This is a genomic window from Nonomuraea sp. NPDC050451, from assembly GCF_044458585.1.
Map to the genome: position 1 here is coordinate 178,083 of NZ_JBITHZ010000003.1, position 14,563 is coordinate 192,645.

Genomic DNA, 14,563 nt, shown 5'->3' on the forward strand with positions numbered 1-14,563 from the left:
GCAACGGGGTGTGCGGGCGCCGAGCTCCGCGCACGTCGGCAGACAGGAGACGAGCACCGATGCCCGGAGGCAGACTCACCAACGAGGACCGTCAGCAGATCGCTGCGGGGCTGGCCGAGGGGCTCGGATACGCAGAGATCGGCCGGCGTCTAGGGCGGCCGGCCTCGACCATCATGCGGGAGGTCGCCCGCAACGGCGGACCCGACGATTACGGGGCGGACCAGGCTCAGCAGGCCACCCGGCATCGTGCGCGCCGGCACAAGCAGGCCCAACCTCCGGCGCCCCCGATCCCCGACAGCGGCCACGGGCGCGACCCCCAAGCGGTGCAGGACTTCACGGAGTCCTTCATCGCCCTCCTCGTTCAGCAGGGCCTGCCCCGGATGGAGGCCAGGGTGCTGGCCTGCCTGTACATCACCGACTCCGGCACCCTCACCGCCGCTGACCTGGTCCAGCGGCTTAACGTCAGCCCGGCGTCGATCTCGCACGCCGTCGCCTTCCTCGAACAACAGGGAATGATCAGCCGGGAACGAGTCCCTGGCGCGCGGCGCGAACGCTATGTCATCGACGATGAGATCTGGCTCCGGTCCATGCTCGCAGGTCTGCAGATGAACGAGGCCCTGGCGGCCGCGTCGCAGCGCGGAGCCGAGATCCTCGGGGCCACAACCCCGGCGGGCGCCCGCTTCGAGTCCTCCGCCGAACTCCTTCTCCTCGTGAGCGACGCCTTCCGGCAGGTCATGGAGCAGTGGCGGCAGAACGAGGCCGCCCGGAGCGCCCAACGCCCGGCCACGCTGACCACGCAAGACCGATCGCCAACGCTCTGACAGGCCCCGCCTGGGGACCGTACGCGATGCTTCGGAGGTCTCCACCTGGCTCGCCATGAGACCTCTCAGCCAGTGGGCCCGTGACAGCACACCGAATCCGGGGTCTACCTCTTTGGGAAAGATCGCCTGGAGGGCTATGCCCTTCGACGCGATGCCTGGGAGGACGGCTGTCAGCGGCTGCGTGAGTTCGGGCTGATACTCCCCGGGGCAGAAAGGTCTGCCCCGGGGTTGTTCGCCGGCGGCTGGCATCTCCTCAAGCTGACAAGCCGAGAGCGGTATGAGCCGCACCGCTACCAGGCCACCGACGATGGGTTCGTCAAGGGCGCCGCGAAGAAGCGCATATGTACGCGCTGAGGCGCGTACCCACACGGGCGGCCACACACGGGCGGCCACACACGGGCGGCCACACACGGGCGGCCACACACGGGCGGCCACGCGCGAGGCCAGCCACGGGAGCGCCGGCGATCAGGTGGTGGTACAGGCGATGCTGGCGGCGCGGCGGTGGTCGGCGGCCTGGCGCGCTGCCGGCAGTGCTAGCGAGGGCGGTGGCTTGCGGGCTGCCAGCGATGCTGGCGAGGGCGCTGGCTTGGGGGCTGCCAGCGATGCTGGCGAGGCTGGTGGCCACGGAGGCGGTGCGGCGAGCGAGCCCGGCGCACGAGGGCTCCCACCCGGTCGACGGGTCGCATCCCAGGTCGCCGACGGCGAGCTCCGCGTGTGCCCGTTCGAGCTCGGCGGTCGGCACCAGGAGGTTCTCGGTGCCGGCGATCAGCGCCAGGAGGTTCTCGACGCCGTCGCCAGGCGGCGGAGCGGCCAGTCCAGTTCTTGGTGCGCCTGCTGACAGGCAGCCTCGGGCGCGGCGGGCAGCCTGGTCAAGCCGCAGTTTTCCGGGGCGGCCCAGTCGGTCGGCACCCGATCAAGCGGGGCGAACCGGGCGGGGCGCGACAGCGGGGCCTGCCGCAGTAGACGGCGGAGCGGCCGCGGGATGAGGAACTGGAGGGCGCTCGCGTACACCGGGACAGGCCGGCGCCTCGGGAGCGGTCACGCGGTCACCTCTTCGTTCGGGGACAACGTCACGCGCTGCGGCCGCCTCAAGCCCGCGACGATAGCATCGGGCGCTGCGGAGCCTCGCACGTGACGATAGCGTCGGGCGCCGCGCCCGCTCCAAGCGCCCGACGATAGGGTCACGCGCCGCGGCGACCTCGAACACGTGACGATAGCGTCGGGCACTGCGGCCGCCCCGAGCCCGCGACATTAGCGTCGGGCGCTGCGGAGTCTCGTGCACGTGACGATAGCGTCGGGCGCTGCGGCCGTCCCCAGCAAGTGACGACAACGTCGCGCGCTGTGGCGACCTCGAAGACGCGACGAAACGGAAGGCGGGATTGCGTCGCGGGAAGGCCTGGACCCGCGACGCAATAGCGACCGTCGGCTCGCAAAAGCCGTGGAACCGACAGATCTGCGCGGTGATACTTGACCCTGCTCCCTGCATATCCGGCTGCTGACGCCGATCGCATCCACGCGTTCGGCCTCGACGGCGCCGCGCTCGCGATCGTGCCGCGCAGTCGATTTCTAGCCCTTTCGACGTCCGGCTTGGCCCGCGCGATGTGGCGGGGGAGTCTCCACTCGCCCTTATCGGTAGAGCAGCGGCTTGTCAGCCAGACAGCCCATGTCCATCGCTGATGCTGAGCATGACCTTCCCGCGGTTGGCGCGGGACTCCAAGCGTCGGTGTGCTCCCGCCGCGTCCTGCAGCGCGAAGACGGAATCCACCGGTACGCGCAGTTCGCCGTCGGCCACCTTCGCGATCAGTTGCTCGAGGTCGGCACGCGGGTCGTATCCGAGCTCAACGAGGTTGGCGGACTGGTAGCCGTGGATGCTCACGTTCTTCGGATAGAAGTCGCGGGTGTCGATCACACTCGGCGCCAGCGCGACGTTGGCCAAGGCCACGACCCGACCGCCCGGCGCGGCAGCTTTCAGGCTCAGCGGGAAGACCTCGCCGCCGACCGTGTCGAGCACCACCTCGGCCCCGCGTCCGCCTGTCAAGGCTTTGACCTGGTCGAGGAGGTCGTCGCCGGACAACTCCCGGGAGTCGAGCACCTCGTGCGCGCCGAGTTCGGCCACCCACGCCGTCTTCTCCTTGCTGCCGGCCGCCGCGATCACCCGCGCCCCGGCCGCCGCGGCGATCTGCACCGCCGCGCTCCCCACGCCGCTGGCCGCCGCGTGGATCAGCACCGTCTGACCGGGTTGGATCTCTCCAAGGGTGGTGAGGCAGTACCAGGCTGTCAGCCATGCGACCGGCAGCGCCGCCGCGTGGAACGGATCAACGCCGTCCGGCAGCGCCAGCACCTGCTCGGTCGGCACCACAGCCTGCTCGGCGTAGAAACCAGGTGCGTTGGGCTCCCCCATCATCAGCACCCTCTGCCCGACGTGGAAGCCGTGCGTGCGCTCGCCCAAGACGCTGATCGTTCCGGCCGCCTCCAGACCGAGAATCACGGGCGGCGGGTCGGCCCGGTGGTAACGGCCCGACCGGAGGAGCGCGTCGGCCCGGTTCACCCCCACGGCTTCGATCTGGACCAGTACCTGGCCGGGTCCAGGTGACGGATCGGCTACCTCGACGACGTTGAGGACTTCCGGCCCTCCGAATGCCTCCACCACTACAGCGCGCATGACCCTCCTTCGTGACACCGATTGAACAGGTGTCAGCCTGCAACACTACTTCAACCGGTGTCAACTAGAAGGGCGCGTCCATGGGTCCGCGAACGTCCAACGCCGATCCGCTCTCCGCCTCCGCTCTCCGCCTCCGGGGTCACGGGTCACCGTGCCGCCCGTGGGTGTTCGTCGGGTACGGCGAGGGGCTGCCGTACCGCCCGTGGGCGTTCGTCGGGTATGGCGGGGACTGTCGTTTCGCTCAGGGTGTTCGTCGGGTATGGCGAGGGCGGCTGTTTCGCTCAGGGGGCGCTTGCTGCGTACAGCAGGGGTTCGCTGCATCATCGTCTCGCCACTCCTGCTCACAGCGGTATCAGGTGTCGCGCTGAGGGGTGCTTGTCGTGCAATGAGGGTGCGCTGTGCCGCTCTCGAGGCTTCTGCCGCATGCGGTAGGGGATCAGCGTGTGGCTTCAGCCGCGGCAGCGGCATCATCGCGTCCTCGGGTGCGGTAATTGCTGTGTAGCTCACGGGGATCGTGGTGTCGTCTCGGGCGGACGATTGCCGCGCGAGGGGGCTTGTTCGTCGCAGCGCATGAGTCGGCCCCGGCGATCATTGCGTGATGATCGTCCGAAAGTGGCGCATTCGTCCGCTAAATAGTGACATAGACGATCATGTTGCTGTTTGGCCGTTTTATGGGCAAGCACACGCCGACTGCGGTTACCCTGAGTGCCACTCCTCGCTCGCCCAATCCCACGGAGCCCCTCTTGCTCGAGTTGATCCTGCAGGTCTTCGTCACCATGAACGGCTTTGCCACCAGCCCCTTCGTCCTCCTGGTGCTAGCCCTGATCGGGGCCTACCTCGGCAGCCGCGTAGTGGAGATCATCCCGATCACCCGCCGGATCATCGAACGCCGCGAAGCCCAGGCCGCCGAACGCGAGTAACCCACCGCTCCGCCACCCCCAAGGGCTGAACGTGGCCGGCGCCCTCCAACGCCTGGTGCACGTCCCCTCTCTCCGCCACAGCACCAGCTGCTCGCTTCTTACTGGAGAGCAGAGCGGCGGAACCCCAGCCGTCCAGAACGCAGCACCCCATCCCTGACTCGGCGGAACAGGGCACAGCGGCGGAAGACCACGGACTGTGCTCAGCCGGCAAGGCAGAAGCACAGTCCGATGTCTTGGTGAGGCGTTCCAATCACGGCATTGACCAGGTTTCCCGGGTGGCCCTGCTCCCGGATCGTGAGCTTCGCTGGGGTCGAGGTCCATGCCCTCAGGACATCCGACATCCAGCGCGGCTCGCCGCCAGAGGCAGCAGCGCCCCCGCCGGTACGCCATTGATCGGTCGCGTACCGGCAGGAGGCGCGCATAGGCCGCCTAGCGGGCCATTGACGCCAGGCGGGCTGCTCCCGCCAGGGCTGCGTCCACGCCAAGGGTGCTCTGATGGACCTGTACCGCCCGGACGAACGCCAGTCCGGCGACGTCATCGAGGATGCGCTCCAACGGATCGAACAGCACCTTCCCTGCCGCCGACACGCCACCCCCGATGACCACGGTGGTGATCTCGACAGCGGCCGCCGTGGAGGCGATCATTCCGGCCAGCGCCCGCGCGCCGCGTTCGAACGCCGCCACCGCGACCGGATCGCCCGCTGCCGCGTCCCTGGCGAGCGTTCGGGCGTCCGCCTTTTCCTCCGATCCGTCGAGGGTGGGGGACCAGCCGTTGTCCAAGGCCCAGCGGGCGAGGTTGGGTCCGCTGGCGTAGCGCTCGACGCAGCCCCGGCCTCCGCACTCGCACCGCTCGCCGTTGGGGTCGATGGACATGTGGCCGACATGTCCGGCATTTCCGGTCGGTCCCAGGAGCGGCATACCGTCGATCACCAATCCACCGCCGATCCCGGTGGACACGACGATGCCGAGCAGGGACGTACTGTCACGTCCCGCTCCCAACCAGTGCTCGCCGAGCGCGAAGCACTGTGCGTCGCCGGCGAGCACGGTGGGCAGTCCTGTCAGCTTCCGCACCTCCTCGCGCAAGGGGAACCCGCGCCAGCTGGGCATGTTCACGGGGCTCACCGTTCCGGCGGCCAGGTCCAGAGGTCCGGCGCATCCGATCCCGACGGCCGCCGGCGGAGGGCCGCCCTCGGTCACTTCCGTGATGAGGGCCGCCAGGGCGGACATGACGTCCGTGCGCGGCGTGGGCCGTGTACCGGAACGCAACACGGAACCTTCCTCGTCCACCAGTGCGGCGGCGAGCTTGGTTCCTCCGATGTCAATGGCAAGTACGTAGTTCATCAATGTTTGTGGTGGTTGTCGGGCTGGCGAGGGTCGCCAGGGTGTTCCAGTCCGGGCACGAGTTCGACCTTCTTGGCGCGCATGTCATCCAGCCACCGCGCGAAGGCTCTCCGCCGCGCGGCATCCAGCAGTGTTGCTCCACCTCGGTTCAGCCGAGGAGGGGGATGGGGGGTGGTTGGAGGCGCTGCGGTGGGTGCGTCGCACGCAGGCGGTCGGGGGATTCTTGGTTCTGATCGGACGGCGACTCCTTGTTCTGGAGGTGGTGCTGGGTCCTGAGGTACGAGGACGACCGCACGGTTCATCTGGTCGTTGATGGGTTTCCGGCCTGTTGGGCGGTGGGGCTGGGCGTTGGTTGGGTGTGGGCTGTTGATGGCAGGTGGGTGTGGTCCAGCGTCGGTGGGGGCTGAGGTGTGTTGGTTGGGTTGGGGGTTGGGTGGGGTTGCGCCGGTGATGGGGTAGCGCGACTGGGCGGTGGTTGGTCCTGCGCTGATGATGGCGGGTGGGTATGGGCCGGCGTCGGCCGGGGTCGAGTCGGTGGTGGGTCGGTGTGGTTCGGTGTCGGTCGGGGTCGAGTCTGTGGTGGGTTGTTGGGGTTGGGGGTTGGCTCGGGTTGTGATGGGGGCGGGGGTGGCGAGGGCTACGTGCCAGCCCAAGGGGTCCTGTACCGGGCCGACCAGTGTGCCGTATGGATGGGTTCGGAGCGCTTCGGCTATTGCCCTTGGAAGGGAGTCGATGGATGTCGGGCCGAGCGAGTCGAGGCGGTCGGGCGTGGCGTGCTGGGCGCTTGAACGGTCAGGGAAGACGCGGTGCCGGATGTGGGGTTGGGGGGACTGCTTGGCGGGTGTGGGGGATTGCCATTCGGGTGGGGGTGTCACAGTGGCGGTGACGTGCTCGAAGATGGCGCGGACCCATGGGCTGGCGTTGTAGGCGGCGGTGTTGATGGAGCCCAGTTCGACCGCGGCCACACCGTTGAGCGGCTCGGCTTCCACTGGGTCCAGTCCCAGGTCAGAAGTGAGCGTTTCGCACAACGCCTCCGTGAGGATGACCTGGGTCAGCCATCTGGCGAGTTGGCGGTCTTCGGAGCTTCCCGGCGTGGGCAGTGTCGCGTGGAAGGGGCCGTTGCGTAGGTCGGCTATGCGGTGTTCGAGCCGTTCGCGTGGGATTGGGTGGCCGTCAACCCACCCGGCCACTGTGCCGGTGGGGTGGCGGGGCTGGGCGTTGATTGGGTTTGGGCTGGTGATGGTGGGCCGGAGTGGTTCGGCGTCGATCGGGGTCGAGTCTGTGGTGGGGTGGCGCGGCTGGGCGTTGGCGGGGGAAGGCGCTCCCGTGGCAGGCGGACGTACGTGCGCCGTTTCCAGCTCGGCGTTGGATGGATGGACATGGGCCGTGCCTGGGTCTGCTGTAGGCGTGAGTCCGTGGGGTTGTTCTCGTTGGGCTGTGGGTGTGTGCCCGCGCGTTGTCTCTGGTTCGGATGGGAGCGGATGCGCGAGGGCTGGTTGCGGCTTGTCGTGGGATGGATGTCCGTGGGACTTGTTTGAGATAGCGCTGGATGGATGTACGCCAAGCGGTGCCGGGTCGCCCTCGGATGGATGTACGTGGGTTTTCACCGGGTCACCTCCAGGCGGATCGCTGGAGCGTACTGGCAGCGGCCGAACCACATGACCTTGGCCAGGGCCCAGGCGTGGCCGTTCGGGGCGTCCTCGGGTACCTCCACCGGGAACGACACGTCGGTGGATTCGCCTGGGGGGATCGTGAAGCCCTGGATGACCTTGGGGAGCAGGTGCCACGTTCCCCATGGGGATGCCAGCTGGGATTCGCCGCGGATCTCGGCGGATGTGGTGTTGGTGAGTCTCAGGACGAGAGAAGTGCTGGTGCCGGGCTGGAGGGTGAGGGTGTCGGTGAGAGGGGAGATTGACAGGCCGGTGGGGTAGGCCTCGGCTGAGGAAGTGCCTTGGGTGGTGGCGGCGAATGCTGGAGATGGGACTGGGGTGGGGAGTTCGGGGGTGGCGTTGAGGGCCACCGTGGTGATGTCTTCGATCAGTTGGCCGTCGCCTGCTGAGGTGCGGGCGGAGATGAAGTGCAGGCCGGGGCTCATGGCTGGGTGCGTGCGCTCGGCGCCGGTGGGAGTGGGGGGCGGCGTCACGGTGACCGGGAAGTGGAGGTGGCCGCCTGGGGGGAGGCGGAAGGGGCGTTGGGCGGGGGTGGCGGTCCAGCCTTTCGGGACGTGGAGGGTTACCAGGCCCTCGTGGGGAGCGTCTGTCAGGTGGGAGGAGAGGACTACCTCTACGTCGAAGGGCTCGCCGGCTGGTGGTGTGACCAGGCCGGGGGTGATGGCCATGGAGATCGGTAGGTAGCCGAGAGGGGCCGGGCCCTTGTTGTGGAGCCAGTAGCGGGTGAAGACGGGCTGGGCCTGCTCCGTTGTGGGGCCGAGTTCGGGCATGGCGGGTGGGGGCGCGGTGCTGGTTGCCAGCTCGGTGTCCGAACCTGGTTGGGGGGCGGTGGCTTCCTCGGCCGGGGTGTGGGCCAGGTAGGTGGCGATTTCGGAGCCGGCCAGGGTTAGGGCCGGGGTTGTGATCGGGGTGCCGGGGTGTTCCAGGAGGTTGGCGCGGGTCAGGGAGTGCAGGGGAAGGTGCGGGGAGCTGAGCTCGGCGGTGGAGCCCAGGCCGGTGGATTCGATCAGGCGGATGGTCACGGCCTCGTCGGGTGGCGTGGTTTGGCCGTGGGCGTGGGGGTTGCCGGCGACTTTGAGGGTGCTCAGGAGGACGTCGCGGGCGGGGGTGATGGCAAAGAGGGAATGGGTTTGGGGGAGGTGGCCTGCTTGGGCGGCGGTGATGGTGCGGTGTAGCAGAGGGGTGATGTGTTCCTGGGCCTTTGCGGGGAGTCGCTGGGCTCGCCAGTCGCCACTGCCGGCGACCAAGGAGTATGAGAACTCGTGGGTCCAGTGTTGGAGTTGGAAGCCTGAGCTGTCCGGCGTGGTGCGGTGCGGCGGGTCCAGCCAGATGCCCGACGGCCAGCCCGTGCAGGAGCGCATCAGCGACAGGTGCAATGCGCCCGAAGGGTCTACGGCGAAGCCGGGTAGGCCGTAGGTGAGGAGAGCGACCGTGCGGTCGTCCAGGCGCTCGGTGCCCAAGGGGCATTCTGCCGCGATTGTCGCGTCTGCCAGGTCGGTCACCAGGTCGGCGATCGGGCCGGAGACGATCAGGGCCGGGAGGGCGCGTAGGTCGCGTAGGTCGGCGCTTGGCTGCCAGACCTCCGTGAGCGGGAGCTCGGCGGGGACCCATACTCGGGAAGCGCCTGACTTCAAGGCGTCGAGGTAGGCCGGGTCGGCGCGGGCGAGGATCTCGGCGGCCAGCGGGTTGGTGTCGGGGCCGCCCAGGACGATGCGTACGTCCGGGAGGTTCGAATCGACGTCGAGCCAGCCGTACCTCGTGCCTGAGGCGGAGGACGTGGTGGCGGTCACGCCCACGCGGGCCAGGGCCACCACCAGGTCGCGGGCCTGAGGGGCGTCATCCAGGGTGGGGACCACGACCTCGGCCACCCCCAGCGCTCGCGCGCCCGCATCGCCGAGATCGACCTTCGCTGCGGCGGACAGGCCGAACCAGGTGTTGGCCGGGTTGTCGAGCGTCCACGGGTGTTCGGCCGAGTCCACGTCGGGGAGTGCGAAGCCTCGGCCCACCACGGCTCCTGAGACGTCGGACACGGGGAGCGCACCTTCGACGCGGGCCGGGAAGCGGACGCGGAGCAGGCGGTCGGCGCCGGTGTGGTCGAGGACGCGGGTGGTGAAGTCGATCCGGTCCGAGCCGGTCAGGAGGGTGACCGTTTGCTCGTAGGCGATCTCGCCGACCTGGCCGGAGACCGTCAGACGTCGGCCGATCGGGCTGGTGTCGGCGCGTGCGGTCAGGGCGTGGGTGTCGGCGGAGCCCACGACGTGGCCTGTGGGAGTGAGGTGCCAAGGGCCCTCGCCCATGTCCGGGTGCTGGGGATATTCGTTGTAGAGGCGCAGCTCGTTGCCGAGGCCGGTGAGGAGCTCCTGGCCGGAGGATCGGTCGAGGATCGAGGTCAGGGCGCCGCCCCGGGAGGGGGCCGCTGTTACCCGCCATCGATGGTTCTGGATGGTTATGAGGTCCAGGTCGAGGTCCGGGTCGAGGTCGGGGTCCGGGTCTAGGTCCGGGTCCAGGTCGAGGGGTGGGGCGTCGTTGGTGGTCAGCTCGTCAGGGGCGGGCGTGGTGAGCGCTTCGGGGTCGGAGAGCTCTCCCGGTGGGGACAGTTCTCGCACGGGGGCCACCTCTCCCATTGCGGCCAGCTCTCCAGGCGGGGTGGTGAGGTCCGTTGTCTGGAGGGTGGGGAGGTCCTTGGGGGTGGGGCGCTCAGGTGGGGTGGTGGGCGGGGGCTCGTCTGTGGGGGTTAGGTCCCTGGTGGGGGTGGGTTGCCAGGGGATGGGGGAGCCGGTTATGACGTGGTACGTGCGCCAGCCCATCGACGGGACGTCGCGGGCCAGGAAGGTCAGGGTGCCGTTCTCGATGACGGCGGGGACCTCTGCGCCCGTGGGGTCGGCGACTGTTCGGCCGGGCGGCAGGCGTATGTGGACCAGGCCGTCGCGGGTGAAAGGGAGGGTGTTGGTCACCACCACGCTGCTCGTGTCGACGCCGATCTGGGCGGTCAGGGCGGCCAGGGCGTTGTCGCGGGTGGTCGTGGCCAGGTCGTATGCCTCTCGCCAGCCGGTCAGCAGGTCGATGTAGACCTGGTCGGACTCGGAGCCGGTGATCGCGTCGTGGTGGGCGCCATAGGCCAGCTGGCGCCACACCTTGTCGAGCGCCGTGTGCGGATAACGGCCGAGGCCGAGCAGGGACGCGAACGTCGACAGGCGCTCGGCGTCCAGGGCGGCCACCTCTGCGGCGCGCTGGGCCTGCTTGGTGTCGATGTAGGAGACGTCCTTGCCGGTGTAGATGGGGTTCATGTCGCGGGTCTGCGGGCTGAACGACGATCTGGCGGCGCGGACGGCGTCCATGAAGTCGCGAGGGATGGCGCAGACGAACCTCGGCCACACGTAACGGCGCGCCCACGTGCGGTGGATGTCGGTGACCCACTTGTTGGGCGGGGTGTAGTCGGTGCCGACCGGGAGGAGGATGTTTTTGGTCGCGGCCACGGGCTTGAGCGAGCGGTAGAGGTCGTAGACGGCCTGGCAGGCGTCCTCCAGGGACGGGGAGGAGTCCATCCACCAGCCCGCCGAGTAGTGGGCCGGCATGTAGTGGGTCAGGACGCCCTGGCCGGACGGTGAGATCCACTCGAACTCGCTGGGGAACTGCATCAGCGCGGCGTCGTTCTTGGCCTGCTTGAAGTTTTTGCTGATCGGGCCCCACTGGTGGAACGGGCCGCGCGCCCACGCGCTGCCGGTCAGCCCGGCCGCCGAGAGGTAGCCGGGGAACTGAGGGTCGTGGCCGAACACGTCTAGCTGCCACGCGGTGCGCGGGTCGCCGCCCAGGATGTCGCGCTGGTAGCCGATGCCGTAGACGAGGTTGCGGATCGTCGTCTCGGCGCCGGTCAGGTTGGTGTTGGGCTCGTTGTAGGTGCCGCCGATCAGCTCAATCCTGCCCTCGGCCAGGAGCGCGCGCAGGTCGGCCCGCCGCTCGGGGTGGGTGTCGAAGAACGGCTTGAGATAGTCGACCTCGGCCAGCACGAAACGATAGTCGGGGTCGCGTAGCGCCAGCTCGATGTGGGCCTCGACCAGCGCGAACGCGTTTCGCTCCCACAGCGGCCTGGTCGTCCCGTCGGCGGAGAGCAGCTCCCACGGGCTGGTGTAGGCGGCCTGCGTGTTCCACCACACGGGGTCGTAGTGGAAGTGGGAGACCATGAACATCGTCCAGCCCGGCTCCTCGGCCGTGACCGCGACCTCCAGCGACTCCTCGCCGAGCGTGAGCACGCAGGGCACGGTGCTGCCGACAGGGGCCGACACGGCCAGCGGCACCTCCAGAACGGCGGCGGTCGCCGGAACGGTCACCGGCTCGGCCAGCCGCACGCCCTCGCCACGGAGCTCCAGCGACGTGTCTTGCTCTCCTTCGGCGACCGTGACGCGCAGCACTTGATAGGGCGCGTCGGTGGAGCCCACGAACAGATCGGTCGACTCGGCGGACAACAGGCGGAAAGGCAAGGGGACCTCCGACCTCCGTGAGCATGTTGCTGGCGCCCGCAACACTAAGCCCTTCCAAGATCAATGACAACGATGTCAATGATTGCCTGTGGATAACTGGGGCGGGCTGCCTGGTATCTGTGGATAACTTGTGGGTGTCCCGCCCACCCAGTCCTGTGCATCACCGTGGGAACGGCGGGGCTCTGGGGGGTGGGCGGCAAGGGCGGGTGACTGCTGTTGGGAGTGGCGTGTTGAGCGAATGAGGGGGCATGGAAGGATTGCCGCATGAGCGCAGTGAAACTCGATGGCAAGGCGACCGCCGCCAAGATAAAGGCAGACCTCACGACCCGAGTGGCCGCGCTCAAGGAACGCGGCATCACGCCCGGCCTGGGCACCGTCCTCGTCGGTGACGACCCCGGCAGCCAGATCTACGTCGCGGGCAAGCACCGCGACTGCGCCGAGGTGGGCATCGCCTCCATCCGCGTCGACCTCCCGGCGACCGCCACCCAGGCCGAGGTCGAGGCGGCCATCGACGAGCTCAACGCCTCGCCCGAGTGCACCGGCTACATCGTCCAGCTTCCCCTCCCCAAGCACCTCGACGCGATGGCCCTGCTCGAGCGCATGGACCCGGCCAAGGACGCCGACGGCCTCCACCCGATCAACCTGGGCCGCCTCGTCCACATGGTCGACGCCCCGCTCCCGTGCACCCCGCACGGCATCGTGCTGCTCCTGCAGGAGTACGGCGTGCCGATCAAGGGCGCCGAGGTGGCCGTGGTCGGGCGCGGGATCACGGTGGGCCGTTCGCTGGGCCTCCTGCTCACCCGCCGCAGCGAGAACGCCACCGTGACCCTCTGCCACACCGGCACCCAGGACCTGGCCGGTCACGTGCGTCGGGCCGACATCGTGGTGGCGGCGGCGGGCGTACCCGGCCTGATCACCCGTGACATGGTCAAGCCCGGCGCGGCCGTCCTCGACGTGGGGGTCTCCCGGGTCGACGGCAAGATCGCCGGTGACGTGGCGCTGGACGTGGCGGAGGTCGCGGGGTTCCTGACGCCCAACCCGGGCGGCGTCGGGCCCATGACCCGCGCCCTGCTGCTGTCCAACGTGGTCGAGGCGGCCGAACGCGCCTGACAAACCGCCGGAAGCGCGGGGCGGCGCCCCGCGCCCGCCGTCAGCAGAGCCCAGGCCGGCCGAGAAGCGGGCCGGCCGGGGTTGCGGTCGTCGTCCCTAGAACGGGTACGCGGCGATGTCCCCCTGCATGGTGACCCACTGCGTCTCGGTGAAGGCGTCGACGTTCGCCCCCGTGCCGCCGAACCGCGCCCCCGTCCCCGAGGCCCCCACCCCGCCGAACGGCGCCACGGCCTCGTCGTCCACGGTCTGGTCGTTGATGTGCACGATCCCCGTCGGCACCAGGTCGGCCAGCGCCAGCCCCTTCATCACGTCCCGTGTGAGGATGCCCAGCGACAGGCCGTACTCCGAGTCCGCGGCCAGCGCCGCCGCCTCCTCCAGCGTGGAGAACGTCGTCACCGGCGCCACCGGCCCGAACACCTCCTCCGCGTACGCCGGCGCGCTCACCGGCACCTCGGCCAGCACGGTCGGCCGGTAGAACAGCCCCTCGTACGTCCCCCCGGCGGCGAGCCGGGCCCCGGCGGAGACGCTCGCGGTGACCAGCTGGTGCACCCGGTCGCGCTGCCCGGCGTCGATCAGGGGCCCGAGCGCGACCTGCCCGGTGGCGGGGTCGCCCACCGGCAGCCCCGTGGCTTTGGCGGCCAGGCGCTCGACGTACTCCTCGGCCACGGCCTCGTGCACGAGGTGCCGCCCCGAGGTCATGCAGATCTGCCCCTGATGGAAGAACGACGCCCACGCGCCCGCCGACGCGGCGGCCCCGAGGTCGGCGTCGTCGAAGACGACCAGCGCCGAGTTCCCGCCCAGCTCCAGGTGGACCCGCTTGAGCAGGCGCGCCGCCGCCTCGCCGACCTTGCGCCCGGCGGCGGTGGAGCCGGTGAAGGAGATCACGGGGATGTTCGGGTCGGCGACCAGCGCCTGACCGGCCTCAGGACCGCCGGGCAGCACGTGCAGGAGCCCGCTCGGCAGCCCGGCCTCCTCGAAGACCCGCGCGATCGAGAACCCGCCGCACACGGCCGTACGCTGGTCCGGCTTGAACACCACCGCGTTCCCCAACGCCAGGGCCGGGGCGACCGACCGGATGCCCAGGATCAGCGGGAAGTTGAAGGGCGCGATCACCCCCACGACCCCGACCGGCACCCGCCGGGCGAAGCTGAGCCGCTTGCGGGCCGTAGGCAGCACCTCGCCCAGGGGCTGCGAGGCCAGCGCCGCCGCCTCGTAGCACTCCTGCGCCGCCACGTGCGTCTCGAACCCTGCCTTGCCCGGCACGCCGCCGGACTCCCGGACGATCCAGTCCTGGATCTCCTGCGCGTGCTCCTCGAACAGCCGGCCGGCCCGCCGCAGCAGCGCCGCCCGCTCCTCGTACGGCGTGGCGGCCCACGCCCGCTGCTCGGACCGGGCCCGTACGGCGGCAGCCGTCACGTCGTCGGCGCCGGCGGTGCCCGCGCGGCCGAGTTCGTCGCCGGTGGCGGGTTCGATGACGGGCGCGTCCCCGGCGCACGAGGCCGTCCATCCGCCGTCGAAGATCGATCCCGTCCAGATCTTGGGGTCGAGGAACGTCATGGTG

8 protein-coding genes are annotated in these 14,563 nt (G+C 69.7%); 3 read left to right on the forward strand and 5 right to left on the reverse strand.

Translation table 11 applies throughout. The features are described 5' to 3' along the window. Positions 1 to 59 precede the first annotated feature (59 nt). Positions 60 to 821, forward strand: coding sequence for a helix-turn-helix domain-containing protein (locus ACIBI9_RS12105; RefSeq protein ID WP_397222002.1), 762 nt, complete (start codon positions 60 to 62; stop codon positions 819 to 821). A 765-nt stretch (positions 822 to 1,586) separates the two neighbouring features. Here the strand turns inward: ACIBI9_RS12105 and ACIBI9_RS12110 are convergent. Both ACIBI9_RS12110 and ACIBI9_RS12115 read right to left on the reverse strand, forming a co-directional pair. Then, the gene (locus tag ACIBI9_RS12110) at positions 1,587 to 1,832 is read right to left on the reverse strand and encodes a hypothetical protein (protein WP_397222003.1); all 246 of its coding nucleotides are present in this window, start codon (positions 1,830 to 1,832) and stop codon (positions 1,587 to 1,589) included. Between the two features lie 637 nt (positions 1,833 to 2,469). Continuing rightward, positions 2,470 to 3,483: a zinc-binding alcohol dehydrogenase family protein gene (locus tag ACIBI9_RS12115; RefSeq protein WP_397222004.1), complete on the reverse strand. Its 1,014-nt coding sequence runs from the start codon at positions 3,481 to 3,483 to the stop codon at positions 2,470 to 2,472. A 743-nt stretch (positions 3,484 to 4,226) separates the two neighbouring features. Here ACIBI9_RS12115 and ACIBI9_RS12120 point away from each other — a divergent pair. Further along, complete coding sequence (locus ACIBI9_RS12120) at positions 4,227 to 4,403, forward strand: hypothetical protein (protein WP_394493169.1); 177 nt, start codon at positions 4,227 to 4,229, stop codon at positions 4,401 to 4,403. 429 nt (positions 4,404 to 4,832) lie between these two features. Here the strand turns inward: ACIBI9_RS12120 and ACIBI9_RS12125 are convergent, their stop codons facing one another. Together ACIBI9_RS12125 and ACIBI9_RS12130 are read right to left on the reverse strand one after the other, a co-directional pair. Beyond that, the gene (locus tag ACIBI9_RS12125; RefSeq protein ID WP_397222006.1) at positions 4,833 to 5,744 is read right to left on the reverse strand and encodes an ROK family protein; all 912 of its coding nucleotides are present in this window, start codon (positions 5,742 to 5,744) and stop codon (positions 4,833 to 4,835) included. A 1,603-nt stretch (positions 5,745 to 7,347) separates the two neighbouring features. Then, a complete protein-coding gene (locus ACIBI9_RS12130) occupies positions 7,348 to 11,892 on the reverse strand; it encodes an NEW3 domain-containing protein (protein WP_397222007.1) in 4,545 nt (1,514 codons plus the stop codon). Between the two features lie 264 nt (positions 11,893 to 12,156). On the opposite strand from ACIBI9_RS12130, the gene ACIBI9_RS12135 reads away from it, so the two are divergent. Continuing rightward, on the forward strand, positions 12,157 to 13,002 hold the full coding sequence (locus ACIBI9_RS12135) for a bifunctional methylenetetrahydrofolate dehydrogenase/methenyltetrahydrofolate cyclohydrolase (RefSeq protein WP_397222008.1): 846 nt from the start codon (positions 12,157 to 12,159) through the stop codon (positions 13,000 to 13,002). 96 nt (positions 13,003 to 13,098) lie between these two features. Here ACIBI9_RS12135 and ACIBI9_RS12140 read toward each other — a convergent pair whose 3' ends face one another. Further along, complete coding sequence (locus tag ACIBI9_RS12140) at positions 13,099 to 14,559, reverse strand: benzaldehyde dehydrogenase (protein WP_397222009.1); 1,461 nt, start codon at positions 14,557 to 14,559, stop codon at positions 13,099 to 13,101. Between the last annotated feature and the right edge of the window lie 4 nt (positions 14,560 to 14,563).